The sequence below is a fragment of the Stenotrophomonas sp. 99219_Sma genome, assembly GCF_056480785.1.
On record NZ_CM151117.1, the window covers coordinates 4,461,228 to 4,479,848 of the forward strand.

At 65.6% G+C, this 18,621-nt stretch carries 19 protein-coding genes; all 19 read right to left on the bottom strand.

Features of this window, described 5'->3' with window-relative positions; translation table 11 throughout:
* Position 1: 1 nt before the first annotated feature.
* The 19 genes from ACZK13_RS20345 to ACZK13_RS20435 all read right to left on the bottom strand — a co-directional run bounded on the left by ACZK13_RS20345 (position 2) and on the right by ACZK13_RS20435 (position 18,621).
* On the bottom strand, positions 2-2,377 hold the full coding sequence (locus ACZK13_RS20345) for an MMPL family transporter (protein ID WP_253143674.1): 2,376 nt from the start codon (positions 2,375-2,377) through the stop codon (positions 2-4).
* Positions 2,349-2,978: an outer membrane lipoprotein carrier protein LolA gene (locus ACZK13_RS20350; protein WP_253143673.1), complete on the bottom strand. Its 630-nt coding sequence runs from the start codon at positions 2,976-2,978 to the stop codon at positions 2,349-2,351. Before ACZK13_RS20350 ends, ACZK13_RS20345 begins: the two co-directional genes overlap by 29 nt.
* Positions 2,975-3,406: an acyl-CoA thioesterase gene (locus tag ACZK13_RS20355; RefSeq protein ID WP_071228589.1), complete on the bottom strand. Its 432-nt coding sequence runs from the start codon at positions 3,404-3,406 to the stop codon at positions 2,975-2,977. The genes ACZK13_RS20350 and ACZK13_RS20355 overlap by 4 nt, the downstream gene beginning before the upstream one ends.
* Positions 3,393-4,943, bottom strand: coding sequence for an HAL/PAL/TAL family ammonia-lyase (locus ACZK13_RS20360; protein ID WP_253143672.1), 1,551 nt, complete (start codon positions 4,941-4,943; stop codon positions 3,393-3,395). The genes ACZK13_RS20355 and ACZK13_RS20360 overlap by 14 nt, the downstream gene beginning before the upstream one ends.
* Positions 4,933-5,874, bottom strand: coding sequence for an LpxL/LpxP family acyltransferase (locus tag ACZK13_RS20365; protein WP_253143671.1), 942 nt, complete (start codon positions 5,872-5,874; stop codon positions 4,933-4,935). Before ACZK13_RS20365 ends, ACZK13_RS20360 begins: the two co-directional genes overlap by 11 nt.
* A 1-nt stretch (position 5,875) precedes the next feature.
* Positions 5,876-6,646, bottom strand: coding sequence for a glycosyltransferase family 2 protein (locus tag ACZK13_RS20370; RefSeq protein ID WP_107433480.1), 771 nt, complete (start codon positions 6,644-6,646; stop codon positions 5,876-5,878).
* Positions 6,636-8,321 carry an ApeI family dehydratase gene (locus ACZK13_RS20375; RefSeq protein WP_049398630.1) on the bottom strand — a complete coding sequence of 562 codons (1,686 nt, stop codon included), beginning with the start codon at positions 8,319-8,321 and terminating at the stop codon, positions 6,636-6,638. Before ACZK13_RS20375 ends, ACZK13_RS20370 begins: the two co-directional genes overlap by 11 nt.
* A complete protein-coding gene (locus tag ACZK13_RS20380; protein WP_012512473.1) occupies positions 8,314-8,865 on the bottom strand; it encodes a COG4648 family protein in 552 nt (183 codons plus the stop codon). Before ACZK13_RS20380 ends, ACZK13_RS20375 begins: the two co-directional genes overlap by 8 nt.
* Positions 8,866-8,887: 22 nt before the next feature.
* Complete coding sequence (locus ACZK13_RS20385) at positions 8,888-9,145, bottom strand: acyl carrier protein (RefSeq protein ID WP_006402206.1); 258 nt, start codon at positions 9,143-9,145, stop codon at positions 8,888-8,890.
* Between the two features lie 17 nt (positions 9,146-9,162).
* Entirely contained in the window at positions 9,163-9,420 is a 258-nt protein-coding gene (locus ACZK13_RS20390) for a phosphopantetheine-binding protein (protein ID WP_005411610.1), read from the bottom strand.
* Positions 9,407-10,204, bottom strand: a complete 798-nt coding sequence (locus ACZK13_RS20395) for a lysophospholipid acyltransferase family protein (protein WP_006402207.1) — start codon at positions 10,202-10,204, stop codon at positions 9,407-9,409. Before ACZK13_RS20395 ends, ACZK13_RS20390 begins: the two co-directional genes overlap by 14 nt.
* Positions 10,197-10,940, bottom strand: a complete 744-nt coding sequence (locus ACZK13_RS20400) for a beta-ketoacyl synthase chain length factor (protein ID WP_253143670.1) — start codon at positions 10,938-10,940, stop codon at positions 10,197-10,199. Before ACZK13_RS20400 ends, ACZK13_RS20395 begins: the two co-directional genes overlap by 8 nt.
* 217 nt (positions 10,941-11,157) lie before the next feature.
* Positions 11,158-12,171 (bottom strand): cytochrome d ubiquinol oxidase subunit II, encoded by a 1,014-nt coding sequence (gene cydB, locus ACZK13_RS20405; protein ID WP_010482330.1) that lies wholly within the window; start codon positions 12,169-12,171, stop codon positions 11,158-11,160.
* 1 nt (position 12,172) lies between these two features.
* The gene (locus tag ACZK13_RS20410) at positions 12,173-13,570 is read right to left on the bottom strand and encodes a cytochrome ubiquinol oxidase subunit I (protein WP_049462287.1); all 1,398 of its coding nucleotides are present in this window, start codon (positions 13,568-13,570) and stop codon (positions 12,173-12,175) included.
* A gap of 128 nt (positions 13,571-13,698) precedes the next feature.
* A complete protein-coding gene (locus ACZK13_RS20415; RefSeq protein WP_478482118.1) occupies positions 13,699-14,886 on the bottom strand; it encodes an ABC transporter permease in 1,188 nt (395 codons plus the stop codon).
* A 13-nt stretch (positions 14,887-14,899) separates the two neighbouring features.
* Positions 14,900-16,198, bottom strand: coding sequence for an ABC transporter permease (locus ACZK13_RS20420; protein WP_253143668.1), 1,299 nt, complete (start codon positions 16,196-16,198; stop codon positions 14,900-14,902).
* Between the two features lie 33 nt (positions 16,199-16,231).
* Positions 16,232-17,050, bottom strand: a complete 819-nt coding sequence (locus tag ACZK13_RS20425; protein ID WP_253143667.1) for a hypothetical protein — start codon at positions 17,048-17,050, stop codon at positions 16,232-16,234.
* Positions 17,047-18,258, bottom strand: coding sequence for a hypothetical protein (locus ACZK13_RS20430; RefSeq protein ID WP_253143666.1), 1,212 nt, complete (start codon positions 18,256-18,258; stop codon positions 17,047-17,049). The genes ACZK13_RS20425 and ACZK13_RS20430 overlap by 4 nt, the downstream gene beginning before the upstream one ends.
* A 51-nt stretch (positions 18,259-18,309) precedes the next feature.
* Entirely contained in the window at positions 18,310-18,621 is a 312-nt protein-coding gene (locus tag ACZK13_RS20435; RefSeq protein ID WP_253143665.1) for a hypothetical protein, read from the bottom strand.

Sequence of the window (18,621 nt, forward strand, 5' to 3'; positions counted from 1 at the left end):
CTCAGGCCGGGGGCAGATCGTGCGGCGGCGGCCGGAACAGCGGCGAGATCAACCAGACCAGGCCGATGCCGAACAGCAGGGTCAGGCCGAACGCGCGCAGCGCCGGGGTCTGCGACAGGCCCAGCAGGCCGAACGACAGCCAGGTGCTGGCCGCGCCCACGCACACTGCCAGCCAGGCGCTGGCATCGCCACGGTGCTCGATCAGGAAGATGCCGTAGTCGATGCCCATGCCCAGCAGCAGCATCAGTGCCAGCACGTTGAACAGCTGCAGCGGCTGGCCGAACAGGCCCAGCAGGCCCAGGGTCAAGGCACCGGCAATCAGGGTCGGCGCGAACACGCGCCAGGCCTGGCGGCGGTAGCGCAGCCACAGCGCGCCGAACACCAGCGCGATGCCGACCAGCAGCAGCCCACCCATCAGCTTGCGGTAGTGACCCAGCAGCGTGGAGAAGTCGGCGGTGCGGTCCACCCAGCGCACACCCGGCAGGCCTTCGGCCGCGCCCTGCAGGGTGGTCAGCGCATCGGCGCGCGACAGGTCATCGACCATCACCACGCTGATCATCTGTCCACCGACCTCACCCACCCACAGGTGACGGAACGGCTGCGAGGCCGGCGAGGCCAGGAAGGCTTCGGCGCTGAGTGGTGCGGCCGCGAACTGCGGTCGCTGCAGCGGCTCGCCGACGGCCTCGGACACGGCCGACAGCACGCCGGGTTCCACCCTCGCGGTCAGCGCGGCATCGGCCTGCTGCCGCGACGGCGACGGCAGCCAATCGCTGATCGCGCGATAGCCACCAATGCGCTTGTCGTTGGCCAATACACGCAGGCGTTCGGTCAGCGCTTCTTCGCGCTGCAGCAGCTGCGCGGCATCGGCACCCTGCACCAGGTAGAACTGCGCCGGGCTGGGCATGCCCAGCAGCTGGCTCAGGCGGATCTGCTGCGCCATCAATGCCGGCGGCGACGACTGCAGGCTGCGTAGGTCGTCGTTGCTCTGCAGGCGCGCGATGCCGATGGCAGACAGTGCCAGCGTGATCACCACGAACATCGTCACCGCGCGGCGGCCATGCAGGCGCGGGAAACGCTCCAGCGTGTTGCCCAGCCACTGCGAGAAGCGGGTCTGGCGGATCTCGCCACCATCCAGCCACGGGAACCAGAAGATCACCGTGAGGAAGGCGGCAGCCAGGCCGACCACCGAGAACAGCGCCATCTGGCGCAGGCCCGGGAACGGGGCCAGGCCCAGGGCCAGGTAGGCCAGTGCGCTGGTCAGCAACGCCAGCCACAGGCCCGGCAACAGGTGCCGCAGCAGCTTCCAGCGACGATCGGCCGGCTCGGCCTGGCGCGAAGCGAACCAGTGGATGCCGTAATCCTCGGCCACGCCCACCAGCGATGCACCGAACACCAGGGTCAGCACGTGCACCTTGCCGAACACCAGCACGGTCACTGCCAGCGCCACGCCACAGCCGATCAGCAGTGAGGCGGCGACCAGCAGGATCGGCCGCAGCGAGCGGAATGCCAGCCACACCAGCAGCAGCACCGCCGCCAGCGACCCCCAACCGATGGTGTTGATCTCCTGGTTGGCCTGCACCGCGGCCGCTTCGGCGTGCAGTGGCACGCCGGCATGCAGGATCTCCAGATCCGGAGCGGCCGCTTTTGCTGCCTGCCCGGCACGTTCCAGCAGGCCATCGAGATGGCGTTCGCCGTCGAGCTGGAACGCCGAACCCGGCGTGTCGAACTGCAGCGCGGCCCAATGCTTGTCCTCGGCTTCGAGCAGGCCGTCATCGCCCAGCCGCAGTCCCGAACCCTGCGCCTGCTGCTGCCACCATTGCGGCCACAGCGACAACGGGTCCTGCCGCCAGTCGGTCAGGCGCGGCGCGCCCATCGGGCCGTACAGCGCAGCCAACGCTTGTTCTGCCAGCGCGCCCGGCTCGCTGCCCTGCAGCTGCTCGCGCTGGGCCGGGGTCAGCAGGCGGTCACGGTACGGCGCGTAGAACGCGCGCGCCTCATCGAACCAGCCTTCGATCGAGCCGCTGGGTACCAGCAGGGCGTGATCGGCGTCCTTGGCCATGGCCGCGGCAAAAGCCGCCTGCGCACGCTTGGCGGCGGCGCTGTCCTTGCTGCCGAGCAGCACCACGACCTGCCGCGAGCTGCCGTCGGCGATGCGCCGGGTGACGTCGCTCAACAGGCGGTCGTGTGCGTCCTGCGGCAGCAGGGCGAGGATGTCGGTGTCGATCCGCGATTGCTGGCTCCACAGGTGCCACTGCTGCGCGCCCAGTACCACCAGCACCAGCAGCCAGGCGATGCCCAGCCAGTGCCACCAGCGCCGCAACCGGTCCGGTGCGTTCGATGCCGCGGCCTCACTCAAAGCGGCGGGCCTCGTCGGCATTGAGCGTGGCCGGTGCCTCGCTCAATGCGCTGAACTGGATCTGCGTGCGGTCCTTGTTGGCCTCGACGATCTCGACCTGGCGCACGTAACGGTCGCCCTGCAGGGTCAGCGACTCGAAGGCCTTGGCCAGCATCTCCGACTTCGGCGTCAACTTCAGCCGCCAACCCTGCCCCTCGCGGCTGGCCTGCACGTTGAACTGGCTGGACAGTGCCTGCACGTCACCGCTCATCAGCGCGAACATGATCGCGTTGACCGAGCGCATTGCCGGCTGCTGCCGCGCGTCCAGTTCGACGCGGGTGCTGCCATCACGCTGGCGGCTGAGGATGCGGTCGGCGGTGACTACCACTTCGGAGGGGAACGGCTTGAGCGTGGTCCAGATGACGCCGTGCTGGCGTGCGACCACGAACTGGCCCTGCGAACGCAGCGGGTTCTTGAAGCCGCTGACCTGCTTTTCCTGGGTGAACTGGCCACGCAGCACGTCCGGGCGCGCCACCGCCTGGGTGATCGCATCGATGGCGGGGTCGGCCGCCTGCACCAGCGGTGCGGCCACCAGCAGCAGCGCGCACAGCAGCGCACGGGCGAAACGGTTCGCTCGGTTCATGGCGCAGGCACTCCCAGGCGTTCCCACAGTACCGGCGGGCACTGGTACAGCATTTCCTTGCTGGCCGCGTCCACCGCGACCTGGATGGTCATCGCGCGGGTCAGCACCTGGCCGCTCTGCGCATCGAGAATCTCGTACTCGATCTTCAGCCGGTTCTCCCATTCCACGATGCGCGCGATCACGCGCAAGGCCTGGTTGAACAGCAGCGGGCGCACGTACTTCACGCGCGCGTCGACCACCGGCCACAGGTAGCCCGATTCGAGCATCTGCGGGTAGTCGTAGTCGTAGCGGCCGAGCAGTGCGCAGCGCGCGATCTCGAAGTACTTGAAGTAGTTGCCATGCCAGACCACGTTCATCGGATCGCAGTCATGGAAGGCCGGGGTCAGCGAAATCTCGCCGGCCCGTTCGATTGCTTCATTCACCGGCATACAGCTCCCAACGTTGCGCGCGGATCTCCACCAGCAGTTCCCGCAGTTCGCGATCCAGCGCGCGGTCTTCTTCAACCAGGGCAATGCGCTGCCCCAGGTCGGCGTACATGTCGGCCAGACTGCCATGCAGCTGCGCGTTCATGCCAACCCGTTCGCGCAGCGCCAGGCCCTGGCGGGCAGCGATCAGCATCGCGGCCACCACCTGTTCAGTCAGCTCGATCACGCGCAGGCAATCGCGCGCGGCAATGGTGCCCATGCTGACCTTGTCCTGGTTGTGGCATTCGGTGGAGCGCGAGAACACGCTGGCCGGCATGGTCTGCTTCAGCGCTTCGGCAGTCCAGGCCGACACGCTGATCTGCAGCGCCTTCAGGCCATGGTTGATGGCCGCACGCGGGCCAGTGGCCGCCGACAGGTTGGCCGGCAGGCCATGGTTGTAACGGGCATCGACCACCAGCGCCAGCTGCCGGTCGAGCAGATCGGCAACGTTGGCCACGGTGTTCTTCAGGGTGTCCATCGCCAGCGCGATGTGGCCGCCATAGAAATGGCCGCCGTGCAGGATGCGCTCGCCGTCGGCATCGATCAGCGGGTTGTCGTTGGCGCTGTTCAGTTCGGTTTCGATCAGCTGGCGCAGGAACGGCAGGCTGTCCTCCAGCACGCCGATCACATGCGGTGCGCAACGCAGCGAGTAGCGGTCCTGCAGCCGCTGTTCATTGCGCGGCGGACGCTCACTGTGCAGGTCGCTGCGCAGGCGCGCGGCGATGCGGCCCTGGCCCGGGTGCGGCTTGGCCGCGAACAAGGTTTCGTCGAAGTGGTGCGCATTGCCGTCGCTGGACAGCACGTTGAACGCGGTCAGGCGCGTGGCCATGCGCGCCAGGTAGTCGGCGCGCTGCCAGGCCAGGCAGGCCAGGCCGGTCATCACGGCGGTACCGTTCATGATCGCCAGGCCTTCCTTCGGCCGCAGCTTCAGCGGGGTCATGCCGATCTTCGCCAGCACCTCGGCCGCAGGCTGCACGCGGCCGTCGTGCAGCACCTCGCGCTCGCCACACAGCACCGCCGCCACGTACGACAGCGGCGTCAGGTCACCACTGGCACCCACCGAGCCTTCGGCCGGAATCATCGGCAGCACGTCGTGCTGCAGCAGCGTGGCCAGGCCTTCCAGCAGCGGCACGCTGACACCGGACATGCCGCGCACCAGCGAGGCCAGGCGCGCGGCCAGCACCGCGCGGGTCTCGACCGGGTCCAGGTAACGGCCCAGGCCGCAGCCGTGGTAGGTGTACAGGTGGTGCGGCAGTTCCGCCACCAGCGCCGGCGGGATGTTCACCGTGCACGAGTCGCCGTAGCCGGTGGTCACACCGTAGATCACGCCGTCCTCGCGCAGCAGGCGGTCGAGGAAGTCGGCACCGCGCTGGATGTGCGCACGGAACGCCGGCGCGTCACTCAATGCGGCCTCGCACTGGCGCTGGGCCAGGGCAACCACGTCTTCGATGGTCAACGGTGCATCGCCAAAGCGGCACACGGGTACGGCGTCAGTCGTCATGCGGAGCCTGATCCCAGAAGGGGAAGAAATTGAACCAGTCCAACGGGGACTGGATGACCTGGAGTTCCAGCCAGCGCGCGAAGCACTGTGCCTGTTCGGCCAGTGCGGCGTCGCGCGAACCACGCGGCAGCACGATGCGTTCGGCGAACTGTTCAAACGCCACGCGATAGCCCTCGCCCTGGTGCAGGCAGGCCATGGTGTAGACCGGGCAACCCAGCGCGGCGGCGAGCACATAGGCGCCGATCGGGAACGGCGCGCGGTGGCCAAGGAAATCGGCGGTGACGCTGCGTCCGCCCTGCACCGGCGTGCGGTCGCCGACGATGGCGACGAAGCCACCCGCCGCCACGCGCTCGGCCAGCATCACTGCCGTGGCCGGGCCCATTTCAGTTACCTGCACCAGCTCCACCGCCGCCAGCGGGTCCAACCGCTGCAGCAGGCGATTGAAGCGCTGCGCATGCGCGGTGTGCACCAGCACAGTGATGCGGAACCCAGGCACCTGTTCGGCCAGCACCTGGCACAGTTCCAGGCAGCCGATGTGCGCGGTCAGGATCAGCCCGCCTTCGCGGCGCGCGATCTTTTCCAGCACCAGGTCGCGATGCAGGTGGATGCGTTCGGCCGGATAGCGCCCGCCCAGGCCGAGGATCTTGTCCAGCATCGTATCGGCGAAGGCGAAGAAATGGCGCAGGCTGTCGCGCCGGGTCGGCGCACGGCCGAGCACGCCGCTGTATGCCTGCAGCCGCTGCAGGTACTGCATCGAGGCCTGGCGGCCGACGCGGTTGCCCAGCCAATGGCAGGCCACCACCGGCCACACGCACAGGCGGAACGGCCAGCGCCCGAACCAGCGGTGCACCCAGCACAGGAACAGCACGCCGGCCACCGAGGTGGATTCGCCGATGTCGGCCCAGTGCGGGGCCCCCTGCGCGGCCGCCATCTCAGCGCTGCCCCCGCAGGCGGCGCCACAGCAGGCGCGGTGCGCGCCAGAGCATGCCGAAGAACAAGCGGGTGTGCATGCGGCTGATGCGCACGTTGTCGCGCCACACATCGAAGTGCGAGACGCCATCGGATGGATAGGTCACGCGCGTGGCCAGGTGCTCGACCGGCAGGTGCCGCCAGTACAGGCGCACCATCACTTCGGTATCGAAATCCATGCGCCGGCCGATGGTTTCTTCGCCGACCAGGCGCAGCACCGGCGGCAGCGGATACACGCGGAAGCCGCACATGGTGTCGCGCAGATGCAGCGACAGCGTGTTGATCCAGACCCAGATGTGGGTCGCGTAGCGGCCATACAGGCGCGCCTTGGGAACGCTGGCGTCGTAGGCCGGAATGCCACAGATCACCGCCTCGGGATGGGCGCGCGCCGCTTCGATGAAGCGTGGCAGATCGCGGGTATCGTGCTGGCCGTCGGCATCGATCTGCAGCACGTGGCTGTAGCCTCGCGCGCCGGCTTCGGCGAAACCGGCCAGCATCGCCCCGCCCTTGCCCTGGTTGACGTCCAGGCGCAGCAGGTCGACGCCCTGGCGCTGTGCCAGCGAACGCAATGCTGCCGCGCACGCCTCATGCGAGCCATCGTCGATCAGCAGGCATGGCAGGCCGGCGGCCTGCACGCCGTCGACCACCGCCGCGATGGCGTGCTCGTGGTCGTAGACGGGAATCACCACCAGTGGCGCGAACGCGGCACCGGCAACGGCCGGATCAGTCCGCATCGGCGAAGACCACTTTGCCGCTGGCATGCACACCGTGGCTGGAGGTGTAACGGAAGGCCATCACGTTGCGTGCGGCATCCCAGTCCAGCTGCAGGGTCAGCTCATCGCCCGGGCGGGCCACGTGCTGGAACTTCACCGCATCCATGCGCAGGAACACTGCCGGCATGGCGAACACCTGGCGGCCAAACCGCACCGCCCAGTCCAGCTGCGCCACGCCGGGCAGGATCGCCGCCTGCGGGAAGTGGCCCTGGAACGGCCGCAGCGCCGGGTCCAGGGTCATCCGCAGCGTGGCGCTGGCCGCATCGCGGTGATCCCAGACCGGCACCGGCATCAGCGGCTGGAACAACGCTGCCAGTGCCGCCTGGGTGACCTTGCCCTGTGCGTTGATCGGCAGCGCCGGCACCAGCCGCCAGCGGCGCGGCCGGGTGACCGCGTCATGAGCCTGTGCCAGGCGTGTGCCAAGGCGCTGGCCCAGCGCGCGGCGCGCGGCCTCACCGCCCTCCAGCAGCGTCGGGTCGGCCGGTACCACCACCGCGGCCAGCTGCTCGCGCTGCCCGGGCAGCACCAGCACGCGCACGTCATCCACTTCGGCGTCTTCGCGCAACGCACGTTCCAGTGCATCCAGCGAAACGCGGCGCTCTTCAATCTTGACGATGCGGTCGGCGCGGCCCAGCAGGCGGAAGCGGCCATCGGCCAACGCTTCAACGCGGTCCTGGGTACGCCACCAATCCGGGGTTTCCAGATGTGCGGAGGCCACCGCCAGGCAGCCCTCCTCGATGCGCCACTGCACGCCGGGCAGCGGCTGCCACGGCGGCAGGTCGGTGTCCCAGCGGCGCCAGGCGATGCCGCCGGTCTCGCTGCTGCCATAGACCTCGGTCGGGGCCACGCCCAGCCACTGCCGCACCTGGCGTGCGGCGTCTTCCGGCAGCGGGCCACCGGAGGAGAATACCGCGCGCAGGCGGCCATGCAGGCTGGCCCAGTCGAGCTGCTCGGGCAGGCGCTTGAGGTGGGCCGGGGTCGCGACCAGCACCGTATCGGTACCGGCCAGCGCACCAACCAGATCTTCGTGGAAGAACCGGCGTGGATGGATCAGGCGGCCGGCAGCCAGCGGCCACAGCACGCGGAACAGCAGGCCATAGATGTGCTGGTGCGACACCGTGCCATGCACCTGCACGCCTTCCAGCTGCGTGCCGAACGCAGCCTGCAGTGCGTCCACCTCGCGCGTCAGCTGGTCCATGCGCTTGTTGATCGCACTGGGCTGTCCGGTGCTGCCGGAGGTGAACACGCACAGCTCGCAGGCGCGCTCGTCCAGCGCCTGAAGACCCTCGTCCGGTGCGGCGTCCAGCGCCGCCAGCGGACGATAATCGGCGGACACGTCGCCTGCGAAACCACTCACCTGCGGCTGCAGCGCCTGCAGCGTGGCCGGCAGGTTGTCGGCAGCCAGGAACACCCGCTTGCCGGCATGCCAGGCACCGAACAACGCAGCGGCAAAGGCCACCGCATCATCGAAATACAGGGCCCAGTCACGGCCTGCGGCCGCCGCAAACGCGGCGCGCCAGGCCAGTACGCGCTGGCGGAAGCGGGCGTGGTCGATCACCTCGCCATCGCAGACGCCAACACTTCGATGCGGCCGCGCCTCCAGCAGCAACCGGTCCAGGGCAATCCACTCAGCCATGCGCGTGCGCCGCCTTCACCCGCCGCCGCACCAGCCACTCACCTGCGAACAACACGCCCATCATCACGTACGCCAACAATCCGTTGTAGAGCATCCAGACCCGGTCCGACGCGTACAGCGCGGTCAGCAGGGCCAGGCTGCCGTTGAGAACGAAGAAGCCGCACCACACCTGGGTGACACGGCGGGTATAGGCCACCGCGAACGGGGGCAGGTCCGGTTCCTGCAGCCGTGCCAGGCGTTCCACCAGCGGCGGGCCGAAACGCAGGCTGGTGCCGAATACCGCCAGCATCACTGCGTTGACCAGCGCCGGGTACAGCTTCAGCGGCAGGGCCTGGTTGAGCACAGTGGCCAGCACCGCCAGCAGGCCGGTGCCGGCGGCCGCGGCCCACCACAGCGGCTGGCGCGTACTCAGCGCGCGCAGCAGGGCCAGGGTGAACAGCAGCAGCGACAACCAGCGTGGCTCGAAGCGGCCCATCGCCAGGTACACCAGCACCGGGTAGGCCAGCGAGATCGCAGCCACCACGACCGTGCGTGCGCGTGCCATGGTGGAGCCGCCGGCGCTGCGGTCAGGCGGCTGCCTGGTCCGGCAGCAGCCTGTGCACCACATCGACGATGTCCTGCACCGTACGCACAGCCTTGAACGCTTCCGGCTGCAGGTTGCGGCCGAGCAACGGCTTCAGCTGAACGATCAGGTCGACCGCGTCGATGCTGTCGATGTCCAGGTCGTCGTACAGGCGGGCCTCGGGGGTGATCCGGGCGGTTTCGATCTCGAAGCTGTCGGTCAGGATGCTGACGATGCGTTCGAACAGTTCATTCTTGGTCATGGCAGGTCCTGGCACCGTTACGACTGGCGGGCGGCGACGAACTCGCCGAGCGCGCGCACGCTGGAGAAATGGCGACGGGTTTCTTCCGAATCGGCCGAGAGGCTCACACCGTACTTCTTCTGCAGCGCCAGGCCCAGCTCCAGCGCGTCGATCGAATCCAGGCCGAGGCCCTCGACGAACAGTGGGGCGGTCGGATCGATGTCCTCCGGCGTGATGTCCTCCAGCGAAAGGGAGGAAATGATCAATTCCTTGATCTCGTGCTCAAGTGCTTGCACGGTTCGGATCTCCAGACAGGTCGAAATAACGAGAAAGGTGCTCGGTGACGCGACGGGCTGCCAAGGCATCCCCCCTTGGCGAGTCGTCTTCGGCCAGAAATGGCGCGATCGGGATATCTTCGCCGATCTGCAGCCGAACGTGAAAGCGACGTGAGGGGACACGATACCACTTCTGCCCCTTGGTCAGCGTTGGCGGGCTGCAGGTGATCCGCACCGGGGTGACGTCCAGGCGGCCCCGTACGGCGATGTTGGCGGCCCCACGCTGCAGCCGCGGCGGCTGCCCGGGCACGCTGCGGGTGCCCTCCGGGAAGATCACCAGGGTGCCGCCGGCATGCACCGCGGCCACGCAGTCATCGACCAGGCCGGCGCCATCGTCATTGGAGATGTAGCCGGCGGCCCGTACCGGACCGCGCATGAACGGGTTGCAGGCCACGGCCCGCTTGACCACGCAGTCGGCGTTGGGCAGCAGCGAGATCAGGCAGACCACGTCGATCAGGGTCGGGTGATTGGCCAGTACCAGCAGGCCGTCGCGCTGCAGGCGTTCGCCGCCCTCGATCTCGTAGGTCATCACCCCCAGCCCGCGCATCAGCCGCAGATGGCTGGCGAAGGCGGCCTGGACCACGCGGCGGGCCCGGCGGCGGCGGACCACCGGGTCGCGCATCAGCAACAGCACCGGCATCACCAGCACGCCCAGCAGCAGGCCGCCCAGGCCAAATGCGACAAAGCTCAGGCCGGTGCCAAACACCCGCCAGGCATGGTCGAGGCGGCGCAGCAGCTCAGCCACGGCGGCTCCAGCGCCAGCGCTGGCCGTGGGCCACGTGTTCCAGCGCCGGCGCGCCGGACAACAGGAACCGGTGCAGGTCCAGCGCATGCGGCAGCAGGCCGGGCGCAGTGCTGGCCTGGGCGTCGGCCGGCTCCCACTGCAGCGACAGCGTCGGCCGGCCCTCTGTCGGGGCGGCCAGGCGCCAGCACCAGGCAAAGAACGGGTCGGGTTCGTCGGCGAACGTCGCGTAAATTTCCGGAAGTGGCGACTCATAGACCACCACCCGCACCTCGCGGGCACCGTCGGCCAGCAGGCCGACGGCCTCCAGGCAGGCCGTCTCCACCGTGGCCTGGCCCGCCGCCAGCGCCAGGTAGTTGCCGCGGTGGCCGCGGGCGATGGAATACAGCGCGGCAATCGCGTTGTGCACGGACAGGCCGAATCCGGTCGGCGACAACGGCTGGTCGCCGACCAGCGCGCCCAGCAGGTCCATCGAACGGGCCACGTCGCCGTGGCGGCTGGCGAACACCAGCGGCACGTCACTGTCGGCGCCCTGCCCGTCCTCGCACCAGCACGCGGCCTGGATCGCCATCCGGCCCAGCCGCTCGATGCGGCGGCGCTGCATCGCCGGCACTTCGGCCAGCGCCGGCGTGTCCGCGCCATGCGGCGGGTACGGCGCATCGGCCCAGCCCAGCCACTGGCTACGCTCACTCAGGCCGGGCGCCCAGGCGGCCCAGTCGACGATGGAGAATTCGATCATTTAGCGATGGTGCTTCAACGGGAGAACGATAGGCACGAGCCATTACGGCGACGCGCGGCGGCCCCCCGTTCCTGCAGCCGTGCGTCCGTCCAGGACGTCGCCGGCTGCCCCCCTGGCCGCCGGAAAGGAGCGCACGCTAGCACGTCCCGCGCAGGGTGTGCAGGTTTCACATTCCCCAACACGGGGCCCGGCACCGGCAGGCCCCGTCTTCAATCGATCAGTGGTAACCGGTGTCGGCGTGCACCTTGCCACGGAATACCCGGTAGGACCACGCCGTATAGCCGAGGATGACCGGCAGCAATATGACCAGCCCGACCAGCGTGAAGCCCAGTGACGACGCCGGCGCGGCGGCCTGCCACAAGGTCATCGACGGTGGCAGCAGATAGGGCCACATGCCCAGCACCAGGCCGAGGAAGCCGAGCACGAACAGGGCCAGGCTGAGCAGGAATGGCGGCAGGTCGCGGCGCGGGTGGGTGGCACTGCGCCACAGCGCGGCGGCTACCGCCAGGGTCAGCAGCGGCACCGGCGACAGCCACCAGAAGTTGCCGTCGCTGAACCAGCGATCCATCAACCGCGAATCGAGGAACGGCAGCCAGCTGCTCACAAGGCCCATCGCCGCGATCACCGCCACCACCAGTGGCCGGGTCATCTGCCGCGCCAGCGCCTGCACGCGCCCCTCGGTCTTCAGGATCAGCCAGGTGCTGCCCAGCAGCGCATAGCCGGCCACCAGTGCGGCACCGGTCAGCATCGCGAACGGGCTGAACCAGGCAAACGGCCCGCCCTGATAGACACCGTCCACCAGCGGGATGCCCTGCACCAGGGTGCCAAGGATCACGCCCTGGGCAAACGTGGCCAGCAGCGAACCGAGGCCGAACGCCACGCTCCACAACCGGCGCGATCGATGCGCCTTGAAGCGGAACTCGAAGGCCACGCCGCGGAACACCAGCGCCACCACCAGCAGCAGCACAGGCAGGTACAGCGCCGACAGCAGCACCGCATACGCCTTGGGGAAGGCCGCCAGCAGGCCAGCGCCACCGAGCACCAGCCAGGTCTCGTTGCCGTCCCAGATCGGCGCGGCGGTGTTCATCATCAGGTCCAGCTGTTCCTCGTCCTCGGCGAACGGGGCAAGGATGCCGATGCCGAGCACGAAGCCGTCCAGCACCACGTACATCAGCACGCCGAAGCCGATCACCGCGAACCACGCCACCGGCAGCCAGGTCATCAGGTCCATGTCAGCGCTCCTCCAGCGGTTCATCGGCGGCCGACAACGGACGTGCCGGGGTATGGCTGCCATGGTCCAGCGACGGCCCCTCGGCATACGGCTGCGGCCCGTGGCGCAGGATCTTCACCAGGTACCAGATGCCCCAGCCGAACACGAAGGCATAGCCAACCACATAGACACCCAGCGACAACGCCGTCATCCACGCACTCTGCGGGCCGACCGCATCAGCGGTGCGCAGCACGCCATACACCACCCACGGCTGGCGCCCCATCTCGGTGACGAACCAACCCGACAGCAGTGCGATGAAACCGCTGGGCAGCATCCAGTTCCAGCCGCGCAGCAGCCACGGCGAATCCAGCAGCTTCCTGCGCCACAGCTGGAAAGCCGACACCCAGGCCAGCAGCAGCATCAGCGTGCCCAGCCCAACCATGATGCGGAAGGCGAAGAACACCGGCGTCACCGGCGGCCGCTCGCTGGCCGGCACCGAGGTGAGCGGATCGAAGGTGCCGTCCAGGCTGTGGGTGAGGATCACGCTGCCCAGCTTCGGGATGGCGACTTCGAAGTCGTTGCGCTCTTCCTTCTCGTTCGGCAGCGCGAACACCACCAGCGGCACGCCCTCGCCTTCCTGGGTTTCATGCCAGTGCGCTTCCATCGCCGCGATCTTCATCGGCTGATGCTTGAGCGTGTTCAGGCCATGCATGTCGCCGACGAAGATCTGTACCGGCACCGTCAGCGCCGCGAACGCCACCGCCGCGATCAGCATGCGCCGTCCGGCCTCGACATGTGTGCCCTTGCGCAGGTACCACGCGCCGACGCCACCGATCACGAAACAGGTGGTGATGAACGAGCCCAGCGCCATGTGGGCCAGGCGATAGGGGAACGAGGGGTTGAACACCACCTGCCACCAGTCCACCGGATGCACGATGCCGTTGACCATCTCGTAGCCGGCCGGTGTATGCAGCCAGCTGTTGGACGACAGGATCCAGAACGTGGAGAACAGCGTGCCCAGCGCCACCATGCAGGTGGAGAAGAAATGCAGGCGCGGCGAGACCCGGCCCCAGCCGAACATCATCACGCCGAGGAAGCTGGCTTCCAGGAAGAACGCGGTCAGCACCTCGTAGGTCAGCAGCGGTCCGATGACCGTGCCGGCCACCTCGCTCAGCCGTGGCCAGTTGGTGCCGAACTGGAAGGCCATGACGATGCCGCTGACCACGCCCATGCCGAACGACACGGCGAAGATCTTCTGCCAGAAGAAATACAGCTCGCGCCACACGGGCAACTTCGTGCGCAGCCACCGCCATTCGATGAAGGCCAGCCAGCTGGCCGTACCGATGGTGAAGGCGGGGAACAGCACGTGGAAACTGATGACGAATCCGAACTGGATCCGGGACAACAACAACGCGTCCAAGGGACGCCTCCTGCCTGTGACCGGTGGGATACCGGACCACTTTAGGAGGATTTCGTTAAGGTGGGATGCGACCGGGTGACGCGCTGCTTCACTTTGTCGCAGGGAAGCTGGATGACAGGATGAACGGGCTACAGGGGCTTCAGCAGGGTCAAGGGCGGCTCCTTGGCGATTCGCAGGGCCCGGGGTACCAGTGCAGTCAAGCAGGCCGCCATCACCAGCACGACAGCGCTCGATATCGATAACCACAGTGAACCTGTGATGCCATCCTGTGGCGGCCCTATCCACTGCAACGACAACGCGCCGAGCAGGGCGCCCAGCGTGGTGAACAGTGAAACTTCGAACATGATTTCGGCAAAGATCACTGAGCCGCGAGCACCGAGTGTCCGTCGAACCCCAATGGAGTGCCGGCGCCGATCAAGCCAGGCGCCTACGACTCCGGAAACCCCGGCCATCAGCACACCGAGAACGATGGCCGTCATGACCGCGAGCACGGTCGTAGCGAAGCGATCAGCTTTGACGTAGGCGTCGCGATATCCCGCCAGCGTCTCGACACCGGTCGAATTCACGATCCGATAGGGCCGCTGCAGCGCATCGACAGTGCGATCAAGCGATGAACGATCAACCTCCGACTTCCACTTCGCCAGATAATAGCGACTGGCGCCCGTGGGAAGGCCAGGAAGCAGCGCCCACTGCGAGTCCCGCTCATTGCCTCCTGGTGCCGGTCCAGCAACAGACGCAAATACGCCCACGATGACCCGGCTGCTGCCGGGGCCGAAATACAGGTGGCGGCCAACAGCACTCTCCGTTCCGAACAGACGGGCAGCCAGCGCTTCACTGATCAGCACTACCGGAGCACCTTCAGCCATGTCGTCCTCTGTGGCATCCCGTCCCAGGACGATTCCCGCGCCCAGCATCGCCAGCAAGCCAGAGCTGGCAGTTGCCACGGGAATGCGATCACATCCAGCAACGTCTGTCGTACCCGCGTTCATCGAGTACGCCATGGCCGACTCGCTGGTGCACACGCCGTATCGATGGGCTCTTCCCCCGAACGGAACAGCGTCGCTCACAACCGTGTCCTGAACACCGGGCAGCCGGATCGCGGACAGGTCTCCCCGCAGCACTGCAGCATCAGCGCCTTCTTCGACATCCGAGACCCTGACCACACCAATCGATACTGCGTCCCGGATGCTGCGGGTGTTCAATCTGGCGAAGCTGTCCAGCACAGATTGCAGTGCGAACGCACATGCCAGGCTTGCAAGCGCAGCCTGCACTGCAAGCAGTGCGGCGCTTCCCAGATGTCGTCGAGTCTCCCTCATTGATTCGAACATTTCAGGCAGCCCCCTTCGCGAAGGCACTCGACAGTGAGCTGACCCTGCAGATTTCAAACGATGAGACCAATGAACAGAGCAACGTCGTGACGACTCCCAGACCAGCCGCCATCAGCATTGCTCCGGCATGCATCGCTGTTATCGCGCTGGGCAGAACGTCTCCCGCAGCAACCACCCGGATTCCCAGCGTATAGGTGACGACAGCGAGCGCACTGCTTGCGACGCCCGCCGCGATGGATTCCCACATGAGCTGGATGAACACGTCTCGGCGTCGCGCTCCCAGTGCACGTCGTATCGCGAGCTCCCGCCGACGGCGCCCCAGACTGAAGCTCAGCAGCGCCGCCGCGTTGACGATGCACACGCCGAGCAGGATCAGCGACAACCGAAGCTGCATCCTGGCCTGCTCCGGAACCAATCCCAGCCTGTCCAGCCAATCCATCAACGGCCAGAGTGCCACCTGCTGGGCGCCTGGCTCGATCCGAAGCCCCTTTTCATGCGCATAGGCGTTCAGACTCGCGCGGTAAGCGGCGACATCGTCTGCGGTGGGCAGCCACGCCCACAATTGAAGCCAGGAAACATTGGCCCCTGCAGGATCCGTGTCCTGGTCACCACCCCAGATCGCCGTCCCGTCCACAACGGTCAGCTTGTCTGCGATTGCGGTTTCAAGCGGCAGGTAGATCTCGTCAGGCTCCACAAACGGTCTGCGCGTGAGGTCTCCCTGAAACATAGGCACCGGATGCCAATCCTCCGCGACACCCACCACGGTATAGGTGCGTCTGCCCAGGTCCAACTGATGACCAACACAGCCCTGTGCACACTCGCGCTCTGCGAGCGCACGCGACAGAACCACGATTCGACTCGCAGCATGCCCCTCCTCGGCGGTCCATGCGCGCCCTTGAACAACGGCAATGCCGAGGACACTGAAGACTTCGGACGTGGCGAACCTGGCGCGCAATCTTGCGCTGGGCTCTCCCGGCCGGGAGAGCGTCACCGCGCCCCCTGCCATTGCTGCCTGCTTCCACGTCCGGCCTTGGTTCAGAAGCACCTTCGCGTCTGGCCAGGTCAGTGACTGACCAGGATCCGGAGAGCCACTGCGCAGTGCATCTGGACGCGCGTCAAGGTAAGGGCGGAACAGTGCCGAGCTCCGGCCTGGAGCGGGATCCGACGATGCCTGGAGAACAATGGAAAGCATCACGGTGGTGATCCCTACCCCCGCACCCAGCATGAGAGCGATTGACAGATGAGTGCCGACTCTCTGCTTGAATCGAATCAACGACATCTTGATGTAGTAACCGTGCACGTACCCTCCTTGGCCTTTGCAGAGCCCTCAACTTCAACTCGAAGGAACTCCCTGTAGAAGAAGTTGCTCCCTTTCTCCCAGCTCACCTATTCCAGCCATGTATGGGCTGCAGGCGCAGAAGGTCAGGATTTCGTTCTCTTGGTACACCAGAATCTCGCCCATCCTGCTGTCGAAAAGTTCCCGGCATGCGCATATGAGAGCGGGAAAGGCCCCGAGATCCGCCTTGGGTCGCCCCCTAGGGAAACTCAGTGCAAACGCCTCTCCGTGGTAGCTACATATGATTGGGATGCCTTGCGGCTGTTCGACGAAGAATGGATGCCACTGCTGCTCCCCTTCTGCGACATCAGAATCACCGTCCCAACGGAAGTAGGACCAGACTGACTTCTGTACGAATTTGTCCAGATGCGACATATCAGGCATTCGATGACCGAACCCAAAAGCAAAACGTGGCGTTCTAATGCGTGGAATACGCTCGGAAAGAAGCTTCCACTGCACATTCAAGGGGAGAAGCGATCTACTCACTCCGCGAGGACCAATTCCATACGCCAGTGTGTGCGCTCGCGATAGAACCGAACCCAAAGCTGTGTGTGCCCAGTTCTCATGCAATCCGAATGCACGAAGACGCTTGCCAATCTCGGTGCAAGAGAGATCGAAGACTCTGTTGATGATGTAGGCGGACCACATGTTAGGAATCGACGTTTCCACTATGGGTTCAATGATCTCAGCCTCCTGAACGCACCAACTTTGAGTCAGCTCGTCCAGATGGATCACACTCACACCCTCGACATCTCTCAGCACGGTTGCGACAACGTCTTCCGGATCGGAGTGGATGACAATGGTTGGAATCTTCATGCCACGCTCTCCAGCATCTCCCTTTGCACTTTTCGGCCGTACTGGGCCCTGATCTCCTCCTGAATTTCATCCACGACCGCCATCAGCTGCAATGAGGCGGGTGACTCCAGTACGAATAGCGTCGAGATCTTCCGTTCGATGAAGAATCCGCCCGCTACGTGCATCAGTCGTCGCTTCATTCTCCTCCCGGCTTCTTCTCCAATCTCGCCGCCGACACCAACCAATCTCCCGAGAAGCTGATGGATGGCGTAGTAAACAAAAACCGCGTGTGCCAGCGAATGGTTGGGAATGAAATTTCCTGACCATGGTGAAACCGGGCGCACCCTGATTGCACCTGACATGAACTTCCCGTGCACCTCTTCATAGGCGGAGAGATACGAGTGTACGGACTCATGCAGAATTGCCTCTGCGCAAAGATCCACGGTCATTTCTGGCCTGTGAACATTGAGAATTCGGATGCAACCAACATGAATCGGCCGATACTCGGATCCAAGATTGAGTGGTGAAACCTGATCACCCAACTGGATCGACTTCCTCACAAACACACGCCTTGTGAATATTCGAATCAGCAGACCCAGATGTGGAGTGGCTTTATCCACGAGCTCTATGGCGGCTTCCAGCTTCTCCTGGATTACCCCAAGCTCTTCTGGTGAAATACTCATGAATGGATTGCAGAACGTTCCGCTCTCAGGTTCGTTCCGGCGTGCCAGTCCACTATCCACGTCCAGAGCGATCACGCCCCCCACTTTTGCCCGCTCAACCTTTTCAAATCCGAAATCACGCCGCCTTACCACCCACTCCCCTAGTGGGCTTTCGACTTCCTTCCCATGGTCCAACCCTCCCGCTTCTTCATGGTTTGGAGAAATTTGACACTCCGCCCTTGCGGCGAGATGAAGTGCTTCGATGGTCGAGACGGGCCTTCCATCTGGATCTTCATGCGAGACTCCATCTGGATCATCCATGAATCCAGAAACCCACGGGGATCCAAGCAATCTTCTTCTTGCCGCAGGATCCAGTTTCTTGAACGTTCTTTCAAATTTCTCCACACATTTGTGGTTCTCGAGCTTCTTCGCTCTGAATTTCGAAAGAGCTTCGCCCAAACGACGCGGAGCAGCTTCAAACCATGCATCCAGAAGTACCGAGCAAACGTCAACCGTTCTACGCGGATCCTCAATCGCTCTCCTGATTTCCTCTATGGAAGTTCTCATCAACCTCTCCTTGGTGGCGGACGGCCGCCCCAAGGGCGGCCGTCCGCATTCTTAGACGTTGAACTTCTGTACTTCAGGAACGACATGCGCGAACTGGAGCTCTTCTGCGTCACCCGACGAGTAGTGACCGCAGTGGGTTCCACCGCTTGAGTAGTTGGTACATTGCACACCCGCGATCTCGCTATCGCTGACTCCTTCTTGCAGCTCCGCCCCGCTGACGAGGTTGATGTCCAGCACAGAGACGTTCTGGATCTGCGTGAGATCATTGGTCGCACTTTCCTGCGCAGCAGATGCGATTCCGGATAGACCAAGCATTGCGATGAGTGCCGGTGGGAGAAGCACGGATTTGCAGATCTTCGACAT